General features: G+C 64.7%; 22 protein-coding genes, 1 tRNA gene and 1 pseudogene. 10 read left to right on the plus strand and 14 right to left on the minus strand.

The window, feature by feature from the left end; genetic code table 11:
• Nucleotides 1-30: 30 nt before the first annotated feature.
• Nucleotides 31-1,071: an aldehyde reductase gene (locus FJ959_RS16935; RefSeq protein ID WP_140630998.1), complete on the plus strand. Its 1,041-nt coding sequence runs from the start codon at nucleotides 31-33 to the stop codon at nucleotides 1,069-1,071.
• 39 nt (nucleotides 1,072-1,110) lie between these two features.
• On the opposite strand, the gene FJ959_RS16940 is transcribed toward FJ959_RS16935, so the two are convergent.
• A complete protein-coding gene (locus FJ959_RS16940; RefSeq protein ID WP_140631001.1) occupies nucleotides 1,111-2,004 on the minus strand; it encodes an SDR family oxidoreductase in 894 nt (297 codons plus the stop codon).
• A 134-nt stretch (nucleotides 2,005-2,138) separates the two neighbouring features.
• Here FJ959_RS16940 and FJ959_RS16945 point away from each other — a divergent pair, with 134 nt between their 5' ends.
• Nucleotides 2,139-2,549, plus strand: coding sequence for a helix-turn-helix domain-containing protein (locus FJ959_RS16945; RefSeq protein ID WP_140631004.1), 411 nt, complete (start codon nucleotides 2,139-2,141; stop codon nucleotides 2,547-2,549).
• Nucleotides 2,550-2,628: 79 nt separating this feature from the next.
• Here FJ959_RS16945 and FJ959_RS16950 read toward each other — a convergent pair whose 3' ends face one another.
• Nucleotides 2,629-3,366, minus strand: a complete 738-nt coding sequence (locus tag FJ959_RS16950; RefSeq protein ID WP_140554986.1) for a glutathione S-transferase family protein — start codon at nucleotides 3,364-3,366, stop codon at nucleotides 2,629-2,631.
• Nucleotides 3,367-3,466: 100 nt separating this feature from the next.
• Here FJ959_RS16950 and FJ959_RS16955 point away from each other — a divergent pair, with 100 nt between their 5' ends.
• From FJ959_RS16955 to ilvC, 3 genes are all read left to right on the plus strand, one after another.
• Nucleotides 3,467-3,925: a MarR family winged helix-turn-helix transcriptional regulator gene (locus FJ959_RS16955; RefSeq protein WP_140516702.1), complete on the plus strand. Its 459-nt coding sequence runs from the start codon at nucleotides 3,467-3,469 to the stop codon at nucleotides 3,923-3,925.
• Nucleotides 3,926-4,075: 150 nt separating this feature from the next.
• Nucleotides 4,076-4,729, plus strand: a complete 654-nt coding sequence (locus tag FJ959_RS16960) for a TetR/AcrR family transcriptional regulator (protein ID WP_140516455.1) — start codon at nucleotides 4,076-4,078, stop codon at nucleotides 4,727-4,729.
• Nucleotides 4,730-4,754: 25 nt separating this feature from the next.
• The gene (gene ilvC / locus FJ959_RS16965; RefSeq protein WP_140495398.1) at nucleotides 4,755-5,774 is read left to right on the plus strand and encodes a ketol-acid reductoisomerase; all 1,020 of its coding nucleotides are present in this window, start codon (nucleotides 4,755-4,757) and stop codon (nucleotides 5,772-5,774) included.
• A gap of 69 nt (nucleotides 5,775-5,843) precedes the next feature.
• Here ilvC and FJ959_RS16970 read toward each other — a convergent pair whose 3' ends face one another.
• On the minus strand, nucleotides 5,844-6,413 hold the full coding sequence (locus FJ959_RS16970) for a BA14K family protein (protein WP_140495400.1): 570 nt from the start codon (nucleotides 6,411-6,413) through the stop codon (nucleotides 5,844-5,846).
• A 188-nt stretch (nucleotides 6,414-6,601) separates the two neighbouring features.
• On the opposite strand from FJ959_RS16970, the gene FJ959_RS16975 reads away from it, so the two are divergent.
• The 3 genes and pseudogenes from FJ959_RS16975 to FJ959_RS16985 form a co-directional block, all read left to right on the plus strand.
• Nucleotides 6,602-7,714 (plus strand): endonuclease/exonuclease/phosphatase family protein, encoded by a 1,113-nt coding sequence (locus FJ959_RS16975; RefSeq protein WP_140516451.1) that lies wholly within the window; start codon nucleotides 6,602-6,604, stop codon nucleotides 7,712-7,714.
• A gap of 3 nt (nucleotides 7,715-7,717) precedes the next feature.
• Nucleotides 7,718-8,434, plus strand: a complete 717-nt coding sequence (locus FJ959_RS16980) for a hypothetical protein (RefSeq protein ID WP_140516449.1) — start codon at nucleotides 7,718-7,720, stop codon at nucleotides 8,432-8,434.
• An 85-nt stretch (nucleotides 8,435-8,519) separates the two neighbouring features.
• Nucleotides 8,520-8,768 (plus strand): annotated as a pseudogene (locus FJ959_RS16985) (PIN domain-containing protein); the annotation flags it as partial.
• A 24-nt stretch (nucleotides 8,769-8,792) separates the two neighbouring features.
• Here FJ959_RS16985 and FJ959_RS16990 read toward each other — a convergent pair.
• The 3 genes from FJ959_RS16990 to FJ959_RS17000 are packed head-to-tail and all read right to left on the minus strand — an operon-like array spanning nucleotide 8,793 to nucleotide 12,017.
• Nucleotides 8,793-10,010 carry an ABC transporter permease gene (locus tag FJ959_RS16990; RefSeq protein ID WP_140554990.1) on the minus strand — a complete coding sequence of 406 codons (1,218 nt, stop codon included), beginning with the start codon at nucleotides 10,008-10,010 and terminating at the stop codon, nucleotides 8,793-8,795.
• 2 nt (nucleotides 10,011-10,012) lie between these two features.
• Nucleotides 10,013-10,720: an ABC transporter ATP-binding protein gene (locus tag FJ959_RS16995; RefSeq protein WP_140516445.1), complete on the minus strand. Its 708-nt coding sequence runs from the start codon at nucleotides 10,718-10,720 to the stop codon at nucleotides 10,013-10,015.
• A 4-nt stretch (nucleotides 10,721-10,724) separates the two neighbouring features.
• Nucleotides 10,725-12,017 (minus strand): efflux RND transporter periplasmic adaptor subunit, encoded by a 1,293-nt coding sequence (locus FJ959_RS17000; protein ID WP_140516443.1) that lies wholly within the window; start codon nucleotides 12,015-12,017, stop codon nucleotides 10,725-10,727.
• A 130-nt stretch (nucleotides 12,018-12,147) separates the two neighbouring features.
• Between FJ959_RS17000 and FJ959_RS17005 the strand changes: the two genes are divergently transcribed.
• Together FJ959_RS17005 and FJ959_RS17010 are read left to right on the plus strand one after the other, a co-directional pair.
• A complete protein-coding gene (locus tag FJ959_RS17005; protein ID WP_140554991.1) occupies nucleotides 12,148-13,080 on the plus strand; it encodes a PhzF family phenazine biosynthesis protein in 933 nt (310 codons plus the stop codon).
• Between the two features lie 107 nt (nucleotides 13,081-13,187).
• Nucleotides 13,188-13,263, plus strand: a tRNA-Lys gene (locus FJ959_RS17010).
• Between the two features lie 137 nt (nucleotides 13,264-13,400).
• Here FJ959_RS17010 and FJ959_RS17015 read toward each other — a convergent pair.
• The 8 genes from FJ959_RS17015 to cbiE are packed head-to-tail and all read right to left on the minus strand — an operon-like array spanning nucleotide 13,401 to nucleotide 20,029.
• Nucleotides 13,401-13,664 carry a hypothetical protein gene (locus FJ959_RS17015; RefSeq protein ID WP_140516441.1) on the minus strand — a complete coding sequence of 88 codons (264 nt, stop codon included), beginning with the start codon at nucleotides 13,662-13,664 and terminating at the stop codon, nucleotides 13,401-13,403.
• A gap of 39 nt (nucleotides 13,665-13,703) precedes the next feature.
• Nucleotides 13,704-14,714, minus strand: coding sequence for a nicotinate-nucleotide--dimethylbenzimidazole phosphoribosyltransferase (cobT, locus tag FJ959_RS17020; protein ID WP_140631005.1), 1,011 nt, complete (start codon nucleotides 14,712-14,714; stop codon nucleotides 13,704-13,706).
• Between the two features lie 24 nt (nucleotides 14,715-14,738).
• Nucleotides 14,739-15,515 carry an adenosylcobinamide-GDP ribazoletransferase gene (cobS, locus tag FJ959_RS17025; protein WP_140579856.1) on the minus strand — a complete coding sequence of 259 codons (777 nt, stop codon included), beginning with the start codon at nucleotides 15,513-15,515 and terminating at the stop codon, nucleotides 14,739-14,741.
• 3 nt (nucleotides 15,516-15,518) lie between these two features.
• Nucleotides 15,519-16,832 (minus strand): cobyrinate a,c-diamide synthase, encoded by a 1,314-nt coding sequence (locus FJ959_RS17030; protein WP_140631007.1) that lies wholly within the window; start codon nucleotides 16,830-16,832, stop codon nucleotides 15,519-15,521.
• Nucleotides 16,829-17,647 carry a uroporphyrinogen-III C-methyltransferase gene (gene cobA / locus FJ959_RS17035; protein WP_140631009.1) on the minus strand — a complete coding sequence of 273 codons (819 nt, stop codon included), beginning with the start codon at nucleotides 17,645-17,647 and terminating at the stop codon, nucleotides 16,829-16,831. Before cobA ends, FJ959_RS17030 begins: the two co-directional genes overlap by 4 nt.
• On the minus strand, nucleotides 17,644-18,408 hold the full coding sequence (gene cobM, locus FJ959_RS17040; protein ID WP_140631012.1) for a precorrin-4 C(11)-methyltransferase: 765 nt from the start codon (nucleotides 18,406-18,408) through the stop codon (nucleotides 17,644-17,646). The genes cobA and cobM overlap by 4 nt, the downstream gene beginning before the upstream one ends.
• Nucleotides 18,405-18,791, minus strand: coding sequence for a cobalamin biosynthesis protein (locus tag FJ959_RS17045; protein ID WP_140631014.1), 387 nt, complete (start codon nucleotides 18,789-18,791; stop codon nucleotides 18,405-18,407). The genes cobM and FJ959_RS17045 overlap by 4 nt, the downstream gene beginning before the upstream one ends.
• A complete protein-coding gene (gene cbiE / locus FJ959_RS17050; RefSeq protein ID WP_140631016.1) occupies nucleotides 18,788-20,029 on the minus strand; it encodes a precorrin-6y C5,15-methyltransferase (decarboxylating) subunit CbiE in 1,242 nt (413 codons plus the stop codon). The genes FJ959_RS17045 and cbiE overlap by 4 nt, the downstream gene beginning before the upstream one ends.

Consider the following 20,029-nt stretch of genomic DNA (forward strand, 5'->3'; position numbering starts at 1 on the left):
CGCCTTGGGCTGACGCTTCGGGGGACGGGCATGAGCGGCGAATTGGTGCTTGTCACCGGCGGATCTGGCTTTCTCGGCGCCCACTGTATCCTTGAACTGCTGAAGGCGGGCTACCGCGTGCGCACCACTGTGCGCTCGGCCAGGCGGCAAGCCGATGTCCTGGCCATGCTCAAGGCAGGTGGCGTCGAGCCGGATGACAGGCTCTCCTTTGCAATCGCCGATCTCATGAGCGATGCCGGCTGGCCGCTAGCCGCTGCGGGCTGCGACTATGTCCTGCATGTCGCCTCGCCGTTCCCGCCCGGCGTGCCCAAGCATGATGACGAGCTGATCATTCCGGCCCGTGAAGGCGCGTTGCGGGTGCTGCGGGCGGCACGAGAAGCCGGCGTCAGACGCGTCGTGCTGACGTCCTCCTTCGCGGCTGTCGGCTACGGCAAGATGCCGCCCGACGGCCGTCCGTTCACCGAAGAGAGCTGGACCGATCCGATGGGAAGGGTCAGCGCCTATGTGAAGTCGAAGACGCTCGCCGAGCGCGCGGCCTGGGATTTTATTGCCGCCGAGGGGGGCGGGTTGGAGCTTGCTGCCGTGAACCCCGTCGGCATCTTCGGGCCTGTGCTTGGCTCCGACCATTCGACCTCCACCGAATTTGTCCAACGCATGATGAATGGCGCCATGCCGGGGCTGCCGCGCCTGTCCTTCGGCGTCGTCGATGCACGCGACGTGGCGGACCTGCATGTCCGCGCCATGACCGATCCAGTTGCCAATGGCGAGCGCTTCCTGGCGGTGGCCGGCGATTTCATGACCGTGCGGGAAATCACGCAAACCTTGAGAAAGCGGCTCGGCAATGCGGCGAAGCGCGTTTCGACCAGAGAGCTTCCCGATTGGCTGGTGCGCATGGTGGGACTGTTCAATCCGGAAGTCGCGCAGCTCGTGCCTGAGCTGGGCAAGGTCAAGAATGCCACCAATGCCAAGGCGGTGCGCAAGCTCGGCTGGAAGCCGCGTTCGCGCGAAGACGCGCTGGCTGCGACCGGAGAGAGCCTTATTCGGCACGGCCTGATCAAAACATCGAAGTAGGGGCGGAAAGTCGAGAACAGACTTCCCGCCGCGTGGATTTCAACCTGCCAGGGCAGCCTTGTTCGCCTCGAGGAATTGTCTCAACGTCCTTGGCGTCCTGCCGGAAAGCATCTCGATCGCGTCCGTCACCATGGCGATGCGGCCGGCACGCGTGTTGACGTCGAAGGAAACGATGACGCCGGCAAAATCCTCGGGAACGCCTGATGCCTTTACCCCTTCGGTCAGGACATCATCCGAAACCTGCACGACATCGAGCGGCTTGCCGGTGACTTCGCTGACGAGGGCGGCGATCTCTGCCGTCGTGTACGCTTGCGGGCCAGTCAGCGTGTAGGTTTTGCTGTCGGTCGAGCCGGAAGCGAGACCGGCGGCGATCGCCGCTGCCATGTCATCGCGCGCGCCATGGGCGATGCGGCCTTCGCCGGCGGACGTGTACCAGTGCCCCGAGGCGATCGCGTGCGGCAGCGCCATGAACAGGTTCTCCTGGTACCAGCCGTTGCGGAAGATCGTGTAGGGGATGCCGCTTGCCTTGATTGCCTGCTCGGTGCTGTAGTGGTCACTGGCAAACAGGACCGGCGACCCCGGTTCCGGGTTGGGCATCGAGGTGTAGAGCAAATGCGAAACGCCGGCGTTTCTGGCCGCCGCGACTGCATTCTCGTGCTGCTTCAGGCGCTTGCCGCTTTTGAGATCGAGATCGCCGGTCGAAATGATCAGCGCCTTGTCGGCGCCCTTGAATGCGGTTTCCAGCGAAACGGCGTCGTTGAAGTCTGCGGCCCTGACAACGACGCCGCGCACCGCCAAATCTGCCAGGCTTTCGGGATTGCGCGTGGTGGCGATGATCTTTGCAGGCGGAGTTTTATGCGCGTCCAGGAGATAGCGGATGACGCCGCGGCCAAGCTGGCCGGAGGCGCCGGTGACGAGAAGGGTTTCGGTCATCGGAGATCCTGATTTGTGCCGAAGCGGCGGGTGCTCTAGTGGTCTCAGAAAGAGACCAGCACTAAAATAGGAATTGACCTGTCACCGTAAAGGAGGCAGTTTTTCGGGAGGTAGGCACATCCAGGGAACCAGCGATGGACGGCAAGGTCACCAATCTGAAATCGAAGCTGGAGACCTACAAAGCGATGAGCGGGGGCGGTAATTTTGCCGATTGCCCGGTTCGCAATGTCATCCAGGGCGTCAGCGGCAAATGGAGATCGCTGCTGGTGATGGCGCTGGCTGAAAGGCCGTATCGTTTCGGCGAGTTGCGGCGGCTGGTGCCTGACATTTCGCAGCGCATGCTGACCCAGACACTGCACGATTTGCAACGCGACGGTTATGTGCATCGTGAAGTGTTCCCGACCAAACCACCGAGCGTTGAATACAGCCTGACCGATCTCGGGCGCTCGATGTTCGGCGCCTTTCATCAACTGATCCTATGGGCCGAACTCAACCATGATGCGGTGCGCGAAGCGCGTGCGGATTTTGATGTCGCCCAGGCATAAGCCGCGGGGTGGCGCCGCGACGCCGCGCATTCGCCGCAGTTCCTCGCCTCAATGGTGGCCGGCACGGTGGTCCATCCGTTCAGGCGAACTGGGCTGGCGGAAGCGCGCTGGCCGGATCGTTCTTGCGAATGACCGTCGAAAGATACGATCCCTTCGCCCGCAGGAAGGCATGCAGGCGCAGTGGATAGTCCTGCGCCACGGCATGCTTGACGGACGGGCGTCCACTCAATGCCTGGCGCCAGGCCTGGACGAGCGGTTTGCCGTCCAGAATGCCGAAATCGCCGATCCGGTCGAAGGTATCGATGTAGCGGAAGACAGGGCCGTAGACTGCGTCGACGAGCGAAAAGCGCCCGCCTTCGAACCATGGTCCAGTCCGGCCGGCTTCGCCCGCCAATTCGGTCTCCACACGATCGAACATTTCCGACAGCGTCCGAGACTCGGCAAGGAATCCTGCCTCGGTCGACGCCGAATAGAACCGGCCGACGGCGTTGAGGATGGCTGAGCCATACTCGATCCAGGCACGATGCCGGGCACGGGCATAGGGGTCGGCCGGGTGGAGGGGATTGGCCTCAGTTTCTTCGAGGAATTCGAGGATGACGGCGGATTCGAAGATCACCGTTTCATCGTTCCCCCGCTGCACGCGCAGCAGCGGCACCTTGCCGAGCGGCGAGACCGCCTTGAACCAGTCAGGCTTGTTGGCGAGGTCGATGTCGACGCGCTCGAACGGCACGCCTTTCTCGGTCAGCGAGATCGCCGCACGCTGGACATAGGGGCAAAGGGGATGGCTGACGAGAATGAGGGTGTTGGCATGCTTCATCGGATTGGCCTCTCAATATCGATGCATTCGCATCTATCTAGATGCAAATGCATTGGTCGTCAAGCTTGATGCAATTGCATCTATCTCTTATGATGCCGTCATGATCGAGACAGCCATGCCATCGCCGGAGGCCATCAAGACCTGGGCACGCCTGATGCGGGTATCACGCCAGCTGGTGGAACGTGCCGAAGACGCGCTGAAGGAAGGCGGCCTGCCGCCGCTTGCCTGGTATGACGTGCTGCACGAACTCGCTGAGGCGGGCGAGGGCGGCTTGCGGCCGTTCCAGCTGATCGAACGAACCCTGTTCGCGCAGTATAATATTTCGCGGCTGCTGGCCCGACTTGAAGCCGATGGGTTTGTCGAGAAGCTGCCGGTGGCTGATGACGGCCGCGGCCAAACCGTCCGCATCACGGCCAAGGGACGAGAGACGCGCCGCCGTATGTGGGCCGTCTATGGCAGGTCGATCGCGGAGCTGGTTGGCGACAAGCTCTCGCCGCAAGAACTGAACACGGTATCGGCCTTGCTCGGGCGGTTGCGCGATCCGCCAGCCGGCGACTGAACATACGCGTTGCGCGGCTGCGGGGACACGGGAAAGACATTTCGTCATTTTGGCCTTGCGCCGATCTTCGGATTGCGCAATATGCCGAACCGTAACGTACGGTACTGAGCTCGGGCGATCTACGGCTCTACCATCAAACGGGAACAGAGCGTGTTGCAGGCAAATGCCGATATCGACAACGGCGAAGCGCTGACGGAGCGTCAGAAGGCGGTCCTGGATGCAGCGCTCCGCCTGCTGGTCGAAGAGGGCGACAATCTGACCATGACCGCAGTGGCGCGGCGGGCGAGCTGCTCCAAGGAAACGCTCTACAAATGGTTCGGCGACCGCGACGGACTGCTGACGGCGACGGTGCAATGGCAGGCCTCGAAGGTGCGGGTGACGGCGGTCGACGGCAGGGGGCTCGACCTTGCGTCGTTGGCCGCGAGCCTGGAGCGATTTGCTTCCGACTGGCTGAAGGTCATTTCCAGCGACACTTCGATCGCACTCAACCGGGTGGCGGTCGGCCATGCCGGTTCGGGCAAGGATGATCTTGGCGCGGTGGTGCTGGAGAACGGGCGCTTTGCCCTCGCCAAGCGCCTGAAGCCGGTGCTGGAGGCCGGCCGCCAGGCCGGGCTGCTCGATTTCTCGGACGCCGAGACGGCGTTCCGTACGTTTTTCGGGCTGGTCGCCCGCGACGTGCAGATCCGTCTCTTGCTTGGCGACCGGCTGGAATTGACTGAGGCGGCGATCGGCGGTGATGCCGTCCGCGCGACGCAGCAGTTTCTCGCTCTTTTCGGAGCAAAAACCGGGCCGCAAGGCCTCTGATCTTCAAACGGGAAGGAAGACAAAAATGCGCGTCTATTACGATCGTGATGCCGATCTCAACCTGATCAAGGGCAAGAAGGTCGCCATCATCGGCTATGGCAGCCAGGGCCGGGCGCATGCGCTCAACCTCAAGGATTCCGGCGCCAAGGAGATCGCCATCGGCCTCAAGGCCGGATCGGCGACCGCCAAGAAGGTCGAGGCCGACGGGCTCAAGGTGATGAGCGTGGCCGACGCCGCCAAATGGGCCGACCTGATGATGATGGCGACGCCCGACGAATTGCAGGCCGACATCTACAAAAACGAGATCGCGCCGAACATCCGCGACGGCGCGGCAATCGCCTTCGCGCATGGCCTCAACGTGCATTTCGGCCTGATCGAGCCGAAGTCGACGGTCGACGTCGTCATGATCGCGCCGAAGGGGCCCGGCCATACGGTGCGCGGCGAATACCAGAAGGGCGGCGGCGTGCCGTGCCTGGTCGCCGTCAACCAGGATGCTTCGGGCAACGCACTCGACCTCGCGCTCTCCTACGCCTGCGGCGTCGGCGGCGGCCGTTCGGGTATCATCGAGACCAATTTCCGCGAGGAATGCGAGACCGATCTGTTCGGCGAGCAGGTCGTGCTGTGCGGCGGCCTGGTGGAGTTGATCCGCGCCGGGTTCGAGACGCTGGTGGAAGCCGGCTATGCGCCCGAAATGGCCTATTTCGAGTGCCTGCACGAGGTCAAGCTGATCGTCGACCTGATCTATGAAGGCGGCATCGCCAACATGAATTACTCGATCTCGAACACCGCCGAATGGGGCGAATATGTCTCGGGGCCGCGCATCATCACCGCAGAGACAAAGGCCGAGATGAAGCGGGTGCTGAAGGATATCCAGACCGGCAAGTTCACCTCGGAGTGGATGCAGGAATACCGTGCCGGCCTGTCGCGTTTCAAGGGCATCCGCCGCAACAACGACAGCCATCAGATCGAGGAAGTCGGCGCCAAGCTGCGCGCGATGATGCCGTGGATCTCCAAGAACAAGCTGGTCGACAAGGCGAAGAACTGAGCGATCCACGCTCCAAAAGAAACGGCGCCGCGCGGCGCCGTTTTTTATTGCAGGATTGTGCGGCCTGGCTCAGCGATAGGGCGAGTAGCACTGCTGGCGTGGGCCGTTATAGGGCTGGAAGGTGTTGTCGTAAGCGCGATACGAGCGGTATCTGTTGTAGCACCACCGGACATGGGCGCTCGACAGCCGGCCGGCGCGATAGTAGCGGCGCGGCGGTGCATCGTAGTAATTGTAGTTGTTGTACATGCTGCCGAGGCCGAGCCCCAAGCCAAGCCCCAGGATCGCGGCGCCGGCGCTGTCATCATAGTAGCGGCCGCGATAATGGTGGCGGCGCCAACGCCAATCATCGCCGCCGTTCCAGTGACGACCGCTCCAGTGGCGGCCGCCCCAATCGCCGCGGTTCCAATTGCCGTGGTTCCACCCGCCCGACCGGCGCCATCTCCAGTCGTTGTTGAAGCTCCGGTTGTTGCCGCCGGCCCAGCTGTCACGCACAGGCGTGACCGTCGGCGCCGCGGTGCTGGCTGGGATCGACAGCTCCGGCTGAAGGATTGGTCCGGCAGCGGATGGTGCCGTGATGCCGGAGAAGATACCGAGCGCTATCAGCCCGGATTTGACTGTGGAAGAAAAGAGCGCGTTCATTGCACTTCTCCAAGAGAACAGGCCCCACGCCGACCCTGGGATGGGCCCACTGTGGGTCTTTGCGTCTGAACGGCGGATGAACGGAAAGGTTCCCTCAACCATGGCGCGAGGCGCGCCAGGATCAATCGATTCCAGCTGGTGGTTGCCCGGCCTTGTTTTCTGCCGCGCTTGCGGGCAAAGGTCATGATATGTCGCTGCGTCTTGCAACCTTCAATGTCGAGAACCTGATGAACAGGTTCGATTTCTCCGGATACCGCAACCAGCTCAACGAGGACCGGACGCTGGCTCTCTTCGATATCCAGAGCGAGGCCGAGTACAAGATGCTGGAGCAGGCCCGCGCCATCGCGCAGTCGGACGACATGCGGCAGCTGACGGCGCTGGCCATAGCGGCCACGCGCGCGGATATCATCTGCATGCAGGAGGTCGACAATATCGAAGCCCTCAAGGCGTTCGAATATGGCTATCTTTTCAAGATGGTGGGGCAGGGCTACCGCCAGAAGTACACCGCTGCCGGCAATGATTCGCGCGGCATCGACGTCGCCGTGATGATGCGCAGCGAGACCGCGCAGGGCCAGCCCATCGAATTCGTGCGCATGACCAGCCACGCCTATGTGACCTATGAACAGTTCGGGCTGCACACGCCGGAGCTGGCGGCGCTCGGCAACCAGCCCAATGAACGTATCTTCCGGCGCGACTGCCTGGAAGTGGACATTACCGTTGGCGGTTCGCCGCTGACACTCTATCTCGTGCACTTCAAGTCGATGGGCTCGCCCCGCAACGGGCTCGACGGGCGTGAAGCGACGATGCCGGTCCGCATCGCGGAGGCGCAGGCGGTGCGCCGGATCATCGAGGAGCGCTTCGGGGCGGATCATGCAGCCAACAAGCGCTGGGCGATCTGCGGCGACATGAACGATTACCGCCAGCGCGTGAAGATCGCCGGCGACGAATTCGACGGCTATCGTTTCGAGGTGGTCGACGAGAACCTGTCCTGCATCAACGTGCTGACGGCTGGCGGTTTTTGCGAAAACGTGGTCGAGAGGCGGCCGGAAATGAACCGCTGGACCTTCTACCACACGCGTGGGCCGCAAGAGCGGCATTTGTGCCAGCTCGATTATATCCTGCTGTCCAAGGGACTGGCGGCTAAGAACGCCACCGCCGTCCCGGACATCATCCGCAACGGCCAGCCCTGGCGCACGATCTTCCCCGCCGGCCAGGAAGTGGAGCGCTTTCCGCGCGCCGGCTGGGACCGGCCCAAGGCATCGGACCATTGTCCGGTGGCGATCACGCTGGACATGGCCTGAGCCGTGAGCTTCGACCTGCCGCGCAACGTTATTTTGCCGGTCGACGCCGTCGATGTCCGGCTCGACCCTGGCCCGCATCCTTTTTCGCTGGATAATGCCGAGGCGATCGCCGCGAACTGGCAGCATGAGATCGCGGCCAACCCCGCGCTCTTCGACGGCCCCGTGGTGCTGCTCTCGCGACTGGCCTGGCGCGACAATCGCCTCGTCGGCCGGTGCCACGCGGTCAACTACTCCACGTTCATGCTTTGGCGTAAACGGCGCGAGAATTCCGGCGCCGAGCACGCCTATGCCCATGCCATGCTTGTGGCCGGCGACAATGCGCTGGTGGCGATTCGCATGGCCGCCCACACCGTCACTGCCGGCCGCGTCTATTTCGCCGCCGGTTCCTTCGAACCGGCGGATTTTCGCGATGGCCTCGTCGATGTCGATTTCAACATGATCCGCGAGGTGCGGGAAGAAACCGGCCTCGACATTTCAGGCGCCGCACGCGGCCTGCATTACCATGCCCTGTCGACGGAAAGCGGCACGGTGATCTTCCGCCGCTACCGGGTTCCCGAGCCCGCCGAGGAGATCGCGCGGCGCATCTCGGCCTTCGTCGCAACCGAGGCCGAACCGGAGATCGTGGGTCCGGTCATCATCCGCCACGCCGCCGACCTGCCGCACGGGCTGATGCCGCACATGAAGCCGCTGATCGAGTGGCATTTTGCGAACGCGGACTAAACCTTACCTTCCGTGCTGATCGCCAATGCCGGCATACGAAGGTCTGAGTGGCTGCCTGCAACCCCAAACATCGGGTGCGTGCGCGGACAATCGTCTCGATCAGGATGTGTTGCCACTGTTTGCGGGCCGCATTCTGCCTTTCGACCTCGACGCGTCGCGCGCCTATGCCGACCTCATGGTAAAGGCGAGAGCCTCAGGCAAGGCGATCGGCAATGCGGATGCCTACATCGCGGCCACGGCCGCAGCAAACGGTCTTACGGTCGCCACCCGCGACACCGGCCCATTCGCGGCCGCCGGATTGAATACGATCAATCCCTGGGAAACAGCCTCGTAGCCGCGCCTTTGCTTTCCAATCGCCTTATTCATGCCGCAGCGCGTCGATCGGGTCGAGCCTGGCGCCGCGCAGCGCCGGGAAGAAGCCGAAGACCATGCCGATCAGCGCGGAAAAGCCGACGGCGAGCAGGATGACTGCCGGGCTCGGCGCAAAGGGAATGGTCAGCGTCGCCGAGGCGAGACCGGCCAGCGAGAGCCCGATCAGGATGCCGATGATGCCGCCGAGAAGCGACAGCACCGTCGCCTCGACCAGGAACTGGATGAGGATGTGCTTTTCATGCGCGCCGATGGCGAGCCGTATGCCGATCTCGCGGGTGCGCTCGGTGACCGACACCAGCATGATGTTCATGATGCCGATGCCGCCGACCAGCAGGCTGACGCCGGCGACCGCGCCCAGCATGCCTGTCATCGTGGTGGTGGCGCTGGCCATCGCATCAGCGATCTGGGTCATGTCGCGGATCGCGAAATCGCTTTCGTGGTCGGGCGTGAGGCGTCTGGCGTCGCGCAGAATATCCTCGACGCGCGGCTGCAGCTCGCTGGTCGGGGTGCGGTCGTCGGCGGCGACGTAGATGTTGTCGATGTTGCGGTTGCCCGCAATGCGCCGCTGATAGGCATGCAGCGGCATCAACACGACATTGTCCTGGTCCTGGCCGAAGCCGGTATAGCCCTTCGGCTCGAGCAGGCCGATGATCTTGCAGGAGGTGCGGTTGACGCGGATGATTTCGCCCTCGGGGTCGCCGGCACCGAAGAACTGCTGGCGCACCGTCTCGCCGATCAGGCATACGCCGGTACCCGAGCGGGTCTCGGACTCGCTGAACGAACGGCCTGAGACCAGTTTCCAGTCGCGGGCATCGAGATAGGCGCTGTCGGTGCCGGTAACGCCGGAGGTCAGGCTCTCGGTACCGAAGATGACGCGGACCTGCTTCTGCGAGGCCGGCGAAATGGCGCGTGCGCCTGTCAGATGGGCAATGAGCGCGGCAAGATCCTTTTCGGTGAGCGGACGGACGACCTGGTCGAGCCCGCCCGGGCCGCCGGGACCGGCCGGGCGGCCGGAGCGCACAACCAGAAGATTGCTGCCGAGCTTGGCGATGTCGTCCTTGACCTTGGCGGTGGTGCCGGCGCCGATGGTGAGCATGGCGATGACCGCGGCGACGCCGATGACGATGCCGAGCAAGGTCAGGAACGAGCGCAGCATGTTGCGGCGGATCGAGCGCAAGGAGAGGCGGACGGTTTCCCAGAGCATTGTCAGGCCACCTCGACGGTCATGGTGTCGGAGGCGACATGGCCGTCGAGGAAGCGCACCGTGCGCTCGGCATATTCGGCGACGTCGGCCTCGTGGGTGACCATGGTGATGGTCAGGCCAAGCTCCTTGTTCAGTTGCGTCAGCAACTCCATGATCTCGTGCGTGCGGGCAGTGTCGAGATTGCCGGTCGGTTCGTCGGCGACGAGCAGCGTCGGCCTCGTGACGATGGCGCGCGCGATCGCCACGCGCTGTTGCTGGCCGCCGGAAAGCTCGGCCGGAGTGTGATGCTCGCGACCGACAAGGCCGACTTGCGCCAGCGCCTGCATGGCAAGATCGCGGCGCTCGCGGCTGGCCACGCCGCGATAGATCAGCGGCAGTTCGACATTTTCCGCCGCCGTGGTGCGCGCCAGCAGATTATAGCCCTGGAAGACGAAGCCGACATAGAGGTTGCGCAGCATGGCGCGGCGGTTGCGGTCGAGCCGGCCAGCATCGACGCCCATGAAGGAATAGGTGCCGGCGGTCGGCGTGTCGAGGCAGCCGATGATGTTCATCGCCGTCGATTTGCCGGAGCCGGACGGGCCCATGATGGCGACGAATTCGCCGCGCCGGATCGCCAGGTCGACGCCGGCCAGCGCGTGCACCTTGGCTTCGCCATGGCCGTAGCTCTTCCAGACCTTGTCGAAGGTGATGAGGGGGGCGCCCATCGCCACGAAGTCAGCTCCGCTGCTGCGAGGCCGTGATGACCTGCGCCCCCTCTGACAGGCCCGAGGTGATCTCGGTCAGCTCGCCGTCGGTCGAGCCGATCCTGACGTTGACCGGATGCGGACGGCCTTTCTCCAGCACGTAGAGCATGCGTGAGCCGTCGGTCGGCGGCGCTGCCGCCTGGCGCTGGCGATTGCCGCCGGGACGTCCCATGCGGCCGGTGAACAGGTCGCTCAGGCTCCAGCCGCGGGCGGCCTGCTGCGCAGGACGATAGCGGAAGGCGGAGGAGGGGACGGTCAGCACGTCCTTAGCCTGCCGGGTGACGACCGAAACAGTGGCGGTCATGCCGGGGCGCAGCAACAGCTCGTCGTTGTCGACCTCGAGCCGCGCATTGTAGGTGACGACGCCGTCGGTGGTGACCGAGGCGTAGGAGATGTCGCGGATCTCGGCGTCGAACGGCCGCTCCGGGAAGGCGTCCACGGTGAAGCGGGCATGCTGGCCCGGCTTCACCGCGCCGATATCGGCTTCGTCGACCGCCGCCACCAGTTCCATGTTCCTGAGATCGGCGGCGATGATGAACAGCACCGGCGCCTGCAAGGAGGAGGCGACCGTCTGGCCGGGGTCGACAGAGCGCGTCAGCACGATGCCGTCGATCGGCGCATAGATGGTGCTGTTGGCAAGGTCGGTCTGCTGCGATTTCAGGTCGGCGTTGGCGATGGCGAGATTGGCCTCGGCGCTATCGAGCGCTGCCTTCGAACGGTCGCGGGTCGCGGTCGCCGCTTCGAGCGACTGGTCGGTGGCCATGCCGCGCTTGGTGAGGGCGGCGGCGCGCACGAGCGCGCTTTCATTCTCGGCCAGCGTCACGGTGGCGTCCGCGACATTGGCGGCGGCCGCCTTGGCGGATGCCTCGGCGCGTTCGATCTGCACCTGCAGCTTGGCGGTGTCGAGCGCGGCCAGCACATCGCCCTTCTTGACCTGCTGGTTCTCGTTGACCGAGACTGAACGAATGATGCCCGAGAGCTGGCTGGAAATGTCGACCTGGGTGAGGGGCTGCAAGGTGCCGGTCGCCGAAACCTCGACAGTGAGGTCGGCCTTGGCGGCGGGCGCCGTCGTATAGTCGATCTTGACCGGCGAGCCGGCATACCACTGGTAGCCGGCAAAAGCCGCGACAAGGACGATCAGCGCCAGCAGCGCATAGAGCCAGCCGCGGCGGCGATTCTTGCGCCGCCCCGTCTGGTCGAGCCCGAGCGCGGTCTCGATGGCGGAATCCGATTCCGTCTTTGGCAGATTGACAATCTGGTCCACGCCGGACCCCCTGAAGCGCAATATGTCCCTATGAGTGCACAGATCAGTGCTAATGGTTCGAATATCAAATTAAATTTCGCTCATGTTGGGATTGAGGCAGAAATTCGGATCAAAGCGGAAGGTTTCCTCCATGAGACGCGATTACTTGCTTTACGATGTGTTTACGACCGATCGGCTGGCCGGCAACCCACTGGCGGTGGTGTTGGACAGCGGCGGACTGGACACGGCTGCGATGCAGGCTATCGCGCGCGAGTTCAACCTGTCGGAATCGGTGTTCGTGCTGCCGCCGGATAATCCCAAGCACCGCGCCCGTATCCGCATCTTCACGCCCGATTATGAAATGCCTTTCGCCGGCCACCCGACCGTGGGCTCGGCGATCGCGCTGGCCGAACTGGCCGATATCGCGCTCGCTGAAATGGCCGACAATGACGGCGCTGCGAGCATTTTCGTGCTGGAGGAAAACATCGGCCCGGTGCGCTGTGCCGTCAGCAAGCATGATGGCGCGACATTCGCCGAATTCGACTTGGCGAAGTTGCCGGAGCCGCTGAAGCTCGAAGCCGACCCGGTGGCGATCGGCGCCGCCCTTGGCCTGGCGCCGCACGAGATCGGTTTCGAGAATCACCGCGTCGCGTTCTGGTCAGCCGGCGTGCCCTATGTGACCATACCGGTGGCCAATCTGGAGGCGGCGAGCCGGATCCGGCTCGACAACCAGGCCTGGTCGGAACTGGCGCCGCGCAAGAGCGAATGGGCCTTTGCCAGTCCCTATGTCTATTGCCGAGAGACGGTGAACCACGAGAGCGCCTTCCATGTGCGCATGATCGTGCCCGGCACGCCTTCCTACGAGGACCCGGCGACCGGCTCGGCGGCGGCGGCTTTCGCCGGCGCCGTCATGCATTTCGACGCTCCGACGGATGGCGTTTCGCAGCTGTGGATCGAACAGGGGCTGGAGATGGGGCGGCCCTCGCGCATCCGCCTGGAACTAAGTGTACAGGGCGGAAAACTGGTCTCGGCGCGCATCGGTGGCAACGCGGTCAAGGTGGCGGAAGGCAAGCTGTTCGTCTGACCATCTGCGTCACTTCGGCGATTTGTCGGGAAATGATTCCGGCAGGGCTGGACAGGACCGGCATCGGCGGCTATATGCCCGCCAACGCCGGTTTTTGCCGGCCGAGTGGGTGCGTAGCTCAGTTGGTAGAGCAGCTGACTCTTAATCAGCGGGTCCACAGTTCAATCCTGTGCGCACCCACCAAATTCTTCAAAGACTTGGTGGAAAGACCCTGAATAGGCCGGTTCAATTGCCGCGCTCGTTCATCAGTGTTTGGCTGCCTTCGCAACCCGGCCGCCGTTGGCCAGGTGAGACGCGGGACTTTGCAGCTTGGTCAAAGACTACGATTGGCCGCGCCGAAAAACGCGGCTCAGAAACCTGCCGAACCGAAAAGCCATGCCGTTGTCCGCGCTCCGACCGTCGTCGGCATCAATGGCGGCCTTTCCGCCTGAGAAATCGCTGATGAGCCACCAGAAGAAAACCAGAAAAACAACGAGAATTGCGGTGTCGATCGGGCCGTAAGTTGAATATCCACTGTGCCGAAGCACACCAGCAAGCAGCACGGCGATAGTCATAGCAGCGGCAGCCGGGTGAAGCTTTTTCATCCACCAGATCTATTCGAGAATCGCTACAACCGGAAGATGTTACTTCTCCGACACGCCGGCCTCGGCAAAGCTTGCCATCCTCGCATGGCACTCCAGCGCCGAGCGGACGATGTTGACGGCGAGGCAAGCGCCGGAGCCTTCGCCGAGCCGCATGCCGAGGTCGAGCAGCGGCGGCAGATTGAGCGCTTCCAGCAGGCCGCGATGACCTGACTCGGCAGAGACGTGGGCGGCGATCGTATGAGCAAGGCCTGTGGAGTGCAGCTTTGCCAAAGGTGCTGCGGCTGCGGTGCAGACGAAGCCGTCAAGCAGCACCGGTATGCCCATGTGACGGGCGGCAAGCGTGGCGCCGAAGATGGCGGCGAGTTCGCGGCCGCCGAGCGCCGCGGCAATCCCCAGCGGATCGGCAAGAATGGCGGCGTGGCGTTTCAGGCCGGATTCGATGGCAACCACCTTGCGTTTGAGGCCGGCATCGTCGACGCCGGTGCCGAGTCCGGTCCATTTTTCCGCACCGCCGCCGAACAGCGCCGCCGAGATCGCGGCAGCCGGCGTGGTGTTGCCGATGCCCATCTCGCCGAAGCAGACGAGATCGAGATCATCAGTCACCGCATCGTAGCCGGCCGAGACCGCGGCAAGAAACGTCTTGTCGTCCATCGCCGGCGTTTGCGTGAAATCGCCGGTCGGATGGTCAAGATCGAGCGGAATGACATCGAGTTCGGCGCCTGCGATGCGGGCGAGCTGGTTGATGGCCGCACCGCCGCCGGCGAAATTCGCCACCATCTGCACCGTGACTTCCGAAGGATAAGCCGACACGCCTTGCGCGGTAACGCCGTGGTTGCCGGCGAAGACGAAAACTTTCACCCGCTCGAGCCTAGGCATGTCGCGGCCCTGCCAGCGCGCCAGCCACGCGGCGATCGTCTCCAGCCGGCCGAGGCTTCCTTGCGGCTTGGTCAACGTGTCCTGGCGCCGGGCGACCGCGCTCGCGGCGGCGTCATCGCCATCAGGCAGGTCGAGGCAAGCAGCGCGCAATTCATCTAAGGATTTGAAAGGCATGGAAGGAAATTCTCCGAAACAGAGTCAGGAAAGGGCTACGGAAGCGACGAGCAGCACCGCGATTTCGCTCACCTGTTGCATAGCGCCGATCGTGTCGCCGGTCTGGCCACCGATCTGGTTGAGGCAAAGCGCGTGGAAGGCGGCAAACAGCAGTCCGAGCAGGATAAGCGCCGCGATGGCGCCGCCAAGCCCGAGCAGGAGGAGCGGGATGGCGCCGAGCACGGCGCCGGCGAGGGCAATTTCCCGCGAGACGGTGCCGGCGCCGGCCGAGAGGCCATCGTCGCGCGCCGGGGGCAAGAGATGCATGAAGGCGCCGAATACGCCGCGCGAGGCCGCATGGGCGGCCAGGAGCGCGAAGAGAGCTTGTGTGGGATCGACGAATTCCGACAGCGCGCTCCAGCGGATGAGCAGCGACAGCGCCAGCGCCATGGCGCCGTAGGCGCCGATTCGGCTGTCGCGCATGATCTCCAGCTTTCGACCGCGCGTGTTGCCGCCGCCAAAACCGTCGGCGACATCGGACAGCCCGTCCTCGTGCAGGCAGCCGGTGGTGACCGCGGTTGCAACCAGGGCAAGGGCTGCCGCCGACCCGATGGCAAGGCCAAACCGTTCCGCCGTGGCAAAGACGATGGCGCCGACCAGGCCGACGACGAGGCCGGCGACCGGGGCGGCCCAGATCGCGGCGGCAAGGCTGCGGCCGCGAAAGTCGATGACGGGCAAGGGCAGCCTGGTGAAGAAGACCAGGCAGAGGGCAACATCGCTGGGGATTTGCCGGGGCGAAAGGGTGACCTTCGGGAACTTCATGCCTCAGCCCCTTGCGATGGCATGGAAGAAGGTGCCGCTGACCTGGCCACGCCGGTAGCCCGAGGCGCCGATCGGATTGCCTTGCCCGTCTGCGAGGTCGGCCAGGGGCTCGTCATCGCCGGTCGCTGTCATCTGCGCATAGTGGAATTCGTGCCCACGGATCAACGCGCCCCGCGGGCCGAGCGGACAGTCGGCGCGCAGCCGTGCTTCGCGATAACCGAGGTTCATCTTGCGCCTGGCGAAGCTGGTTGAATGGCCGAGCAGGCCGAGCATTTTGTGTGTTTCGCCAGATGCATCTTCCAGAGCTTCGCCAAGCACCATGAAGCCACCGCACTCACCATGGATGGGCTTCGTCCCGGCAAACCTTGCCATTCCTCTCCGAAAATTCGCAGCAGCGGCGAGACGGCCGGCGTGAAGCTCGGGATAACCGCCGGGCAGCCAGCAGACGTCGCAGCTGTTGTCGGGCGCCTCGTCCGCGAGCGGCGAGAACGGAACCATCTCCGCGCCGGCCTTGCGCCAGTAGGCCGCGACGTGCGGATAGAGGAAGGTGAAGGCGGTATCCTCAGCAAGTGCGATGCGCTGGCCGGGCGGCTGCAACGTATCGTCGAAGCTGCCGGGCTCCGGGGCGAGAGGTGTTGCCAGCGCCATGACGGCGTCGAGGTCGAGCGACTTTTCCGCCATGTCGGCCAACCGGTCGAGATGCGCCATCAGGTCATCATATTCACCGGCCTGGACGAGGCCGAGATGGCGCTCGGGCAGGTTCAAGGTGGGATCGCGCAGGATGGCGCCGACGACCGGCAGGCCGATCGCCTCGATGGCGTCGCCGGACAGCCGGCGGTGGCGCTCGCTGCCCAGCCGGTTGAGCACGACGCCCGCCATGCGAACCTCCGGATCATAGGTAGCGAACCCCTTGGCGACGGCCGCCGCCGTGGTCGACTGACCGGAAACGTCCAGCACCAGCAGCACCGGCAGGCCGTAGAGCCGTGCCAGATCGGCCGCCGAACCGCTGCGGCCCGGCGCGGCCGGAATGCCGTCGAACAGGCCCATGGCGCTTTCGAGGATGACAAAATCGGCGTCGTCGGCGGCATTCACGGCCAGTGCGTTGAGCAGCGACGGCGACATCGCCCAGCTGTCGAGATTGACGCCGGACAGGCCGGTGGCGGCGGTGTGGAAGCCGGGATCGATGTAATCGGGGCCGGACTTGGCGCCGCGCACTTTCAGGCCGCGCCGGGTGAGTGCGCGTAAAATACCGATGGTGACGCTGGTCTTGCCCGAGCCGGAGCGCGGCGCGCCGATGATGATCGCGCGGGCGCTCACGACGCACCCGCCAGCGCCGCGCGCATGGCGACGATGCCGCCGACGACGATCAGCGCCGGTGCGGACAGGCCGGCGGCGGCGGCTTCCTCGGCGATGGTGGCCAGCGTGGCGACGACGATGCGCTCCTGCGGCGTCGTCGCGGCGACGATCACCGCCGCCGGCGTCGATGGCGCCAGCCCGCCGTCGAGCAATGCGGCCGATATCACAGGCAGATTGGCCATGCCCATGTAGACCACAACAGGCTGGCCGGTGCACGCGATCGCGGCCCAGTCGAGATCGTCATCGGTGCCGGCGGCATGGCCGGTCGCCAGGATTACCGCCTTGTTGATGCCGCGCATGGTCGCGGGGATGCCGGTGGCGGCCAGCGCGCTGAGGCCCGAGGTGAGGCCGGGCAGGACGCGGAACGGGATGTTTTCCCGCGCCAGCGCCAGCGCCTCTTCGCCGCCACGGCCGAAAATATAGGGGTCGCCGCCCTTCAGCCTGACGACGCGGCGGCCCTGGCGCGCCAGCCGGACCAGCAGGGCGGTTATGTCGTCCTGTTTCATCGAGGGTTTTCCGCCGCGCTTGCCGGCAAAGAAAAGCTCGGCGTTTTCGGCAACCGCGACGACGTCCGGGGAGACCAGCGCATCGTAGACCAGCGCATCCGCCTCACTCAGCGCCGCCAGCACTTCCAGCGTCAGGCAGCCGGGATCGCCGGGGCCGGCGCCGGCGAGCCAGACATGGCCGGGCTCAAGCGTCCGCGGCTTGAAGTTCAGCCGGGCAAGCGCCTGTTGGAGCGCGGCGTTCTCGCCCTTATTTTTGGTGCTGTCGCTCACAATCCGTCCCGTCCGCGAAAACGCCGCTGGTAATGCGCGTCGTACAATGAACTCTCGCCAAAGCCTTCCGCCGCCAGCGAGCGGCCGACGAAGATGATGGCCGTACGCTCCATCGGGTCGGCGGCCAGTTGTGGCTCGATGGTTTCCAGCGTGCCGGTCAGCACGCGCTCGTCCGGCCAGGAGGCACGGAAGACGACCGCCACCGGGCAATCGCGGCCATAGAGCGGCGTCAGCTCGGCGACGATGCGATCGATGGCGTGGATGGCAAGATGAATGGCAAGCGTGGCGCCGGTGCGGCCGAAGCCGGCCAGCGTTTCGCCAGGCGGCATTTTTGAAGCGCGGCCGGAGACGCGGGTCAGCACCAGGCTCTGGGCGACTTCGGGAATGGTCAGCTCGCGCCGCAGAGCAGCCGCCGCGGCAGCGAAAGAGGGAACGCCCGGCGTCAGCGTGTAGGGAATGCCGTGCCTTTCCAGCCGGCGGATCTGTTCGGCAACCGCGCTCCATACCGACAGGTCACCGGAATGCAGCCGCGCGACATCATGGCCGGCCTTGTGGGCGGCCAGATATTCGGCCTCGATCTCGTCGAGCGACATCGGCGCGGTGTCGATCAGCTTCGTTCCCGGGGCGCAATGCTGCAGCAATTCGGGCGCCACGATCGAGCCGGCATGGAGGCAGACCGGGCAGCTTGCCAGCAGCCGCGCGCCGCGCAGGGTAATGAGGTCGGCGGCGCCCGGACCGGCGCCGATGAAATGCACGGTCATGCCGCGTCTCCGCTGATGGCGATGGCGCAGGTGACCGGGCCGAGCACGATGCGTGGTCCCAGCAGCCTGGCGCCTTCGCCGGCGACGGCCAGCGCCGATGCTTCGGAAACCGACGGTGTGCCGGCCAGATCCTGCGAGAGGCTGGAGTTGCTGAGCGCCTTCGTCGACGCTGCTTTAAGCGCTGCCTCATCGACGACAATGACGGGAAGGTTGAGTGTGCGACCTGCGGCAGCGATCGCCTGTTCATCTTTCTTGAGCGTGGCGGTGGCGAGCGACGAGAGCGCCGTCATCGCCAGCCCGTGCGCTTCGAGCGTGGTTTCTATCGCGGCAAGCACGTCCTCGACGCTCACGCCCTTTCGGCTGCCGATGCCCGCGACCATCATGGCTTGATCCAACTCCATTGGGTAACCGGCATCGCCGGCCGCCAGGCCTGCATCGAACCGACAGGCGCGGCGCGGGATATGGCGATGCGGGTGAGATCGCCCCCGAGCTCGGTATGACGGGCAAGAAGCAGCATCTCCATTTCCAGCGTCACGGCATTGGCAACGAGGCGGCCGCCGGCGCGCAGCGCCTTGATGGCGGCGGCCAGCACGCCGGCGTCGCTGCCGCCGCCGCCAATGAAAATCGCATCTGGCGTATCGAGCCTTGCAAGCGCCTTGGGTGCGCTGCCTTCGACCACGATGAGGCCGGGAACGCCACAGGCAGCAGCGTTGTGGCTGATGCGGGCGGCGCGGATCGGGTCGGCTTCGATGGCAACAGTGCGCATCGAAGGGTGGGTGAGCATCCATTCGATGCCGATGGAACCGGAGCCGGCGCCAATATCCCACAGCAGTTCGCCGCGCCTCGGCGCCAGCGCCGACAGCGTGATGGCGCGGATGTCATGTTTGGTGATCTGGCCGTCATGGTCGAACAGATGATCGGCGAGGCCTGATGTCAAAGGCAGGATACGCGCATCCGGACCAGATTCAATTTCGAGCGCCAGTACATTGAGCGGATCGATGTTTTCGAGGTTGAACGCATCGGCGCGGGCCGAGCGCAGGTTCTCCTTTGGCCCGCCAAGCGCCTCCAGAACCGTCAGCCGCGAGGCGCCGAAATCAAGCTCGGTGAGCAGGCGGGCGATCGCCGCCGGTGCATCGGCATCGGATGTCAGGGCCAGGATGCGTGCGTTGGGTTGCAGCAATGGACGAATCAGGTCGACGGGGCGGCCATGCAGCGAGACGGTTTCGATGTCCTGCAGCGCCCAGCCAAGGCGAGCGGCCGCTAGCGAAATGGCCGACGGCGCGGGAATGACATGCATCTCCCTAGGCTTGACCTTGCGGGCCAGGGTGACGCCGACGCCGTGGAAAAAGGGATCGCCGGAGGCAAGGACGCAAACGCGCTTGCCGGCGAGCGCCAGCACGTCGTGCATCTCGGCATCGAAGGGAACCGGCCATGGGCGCGGATCGCCCTTGGCGAATGATGAAACGAGCGCAAGGTGCCGCTTGCCACCGAAGATGATTTCCGCATCGGCAATCCGCTGCTTGGCCTCGTCGCCGAGACCCGCTAAACCGTCCTCGCCGATGCCGACGATGGTGAGCCATTTCTGGTTGAGCTTGGCGCCGCGCGGACCCTTAGCAGGCAT

Origin of the sequence: Mesorhizobium sp. B2-2-4 (genome assembly GCF_006442375.1) — a bacterium.
In the GTDB taxonomy this organism is placed as follows: Bacteria; Pseudomonadota; Alphaproteobacteria; order Rhizobiales; family Rhizobiaceae; genus Mesorhizobium.

Bases quoted from the DNA above. Each gene is read 5' to 3' on its own strand.
- FJ959_RS16975 (WP_140516451.1), top strand. From the start codon at position 6,602: ATGTCGCTGCGTCTTGCAACCTTCAATGTCGAGAACCTGATGAACAGG.
- FJ959_RS16990 (WP_140554990.1), bottom strand. From the start codon at position 10,010: ATGCTCTGGGAAACCGTCCGCCTCTCCTTGCGCTCGATCCGCCGCAAC.
- FJ959_RS16945 (WP_140631004.1), top strand. From the start codon at position 2,139: ATGGACGGCAAGGTCACCAATCTGAAATCGAAGCTGGAGACCTACAAA.
- FJ959_RS17045 (WP_140631014.1), bottom strand. From the start codon at position 18,791: ATGATGGTCGCGGGCATCGGCAGCCGAAAGGGCGTGAGCGTCGAGGAC.
- FJ959_RS16970 (WP_140495400.1), bottom strand. From the start codon at position 6,413: ATGAACGCGCTCTTTTCTTCCACAGTCAAATCCGGGCTGATAGCGCTC.
- FJ959_RS16955 (WP_140516702.1), top strand. From the start codon at position 3,467: ATGATCGAGACAGCCATGCCATCGCCGGAGGCCATCAAGACCTGGGCA.
- cobS (WP_140579856.1), bottom strand. From the start codon at position 15,515: ATGAAGTTCCCGAAGGTCACCCTTTCGCCCCGGCAAATCCCCAGCGAT.
- FJ959_RS16935 (WP_140630998.1), top strand. From the start codon at position 31: ATGAGCGGCGAATTGGTGCTTGTCACCGGCGGATCTGGCTTTCTCGGC.
- cbiE (WP_140631016.1), bottom strand. From the start codon at position 20,029: ATGCCTGCTAAGGGTCCGCGCGGCGCCAAGCTCAACCAGAAATGGCTC.
- cobM (WP_140631012.1), bottom strand. From the start codon at position 18,408: ATGACCGTGCATTTCATCGGCGCCGGTCCGGGCGCCGCCGACCTCATT.
- ilvC (WP_140495398.1), top strand. From the start codon at position 4,755: ATGCGCGTCTATTACGATCGTGATGCCGATCTCAACCTGATCAAGGGC.
- FJ959_RS16950 (WP_140554986.1), bottom strand. From the start codon at position 3,366: ATGAAGCATGCCAACACCCTCATTCTCGTCAGCCATCCCCTTTGCCCC.
- cobT (WP_140631005.1), bottom strand. From the start codon at position 14,714: ATGCCTTTCAAATCCTTAGATGAATTGCGCGCTGCTTGCCTCGACCTG.
- FJ959_RS17005 (WP_140554991.1), top strand. From the start codon at position 12,148: ATGAGACGCGATTACTTGCTTTACGATGTGTTTACGACCGATCGGCTG.
- FJ959_RS17015 (WP_140516441.1), bottom strand. From the start codon at position 13,664: ATGAAAAAGCTTCACCCGGCTGCCGCTGCTATGACTATCGCCGTGCTG.
- FJ959_RS16940 (WP_140631001.1), bottom strand. From the start codon at position 2,004: ATGACCGAAACCCTTCTCGTCACCGGCGCCTCCGGCCAGCTTGGCCGC.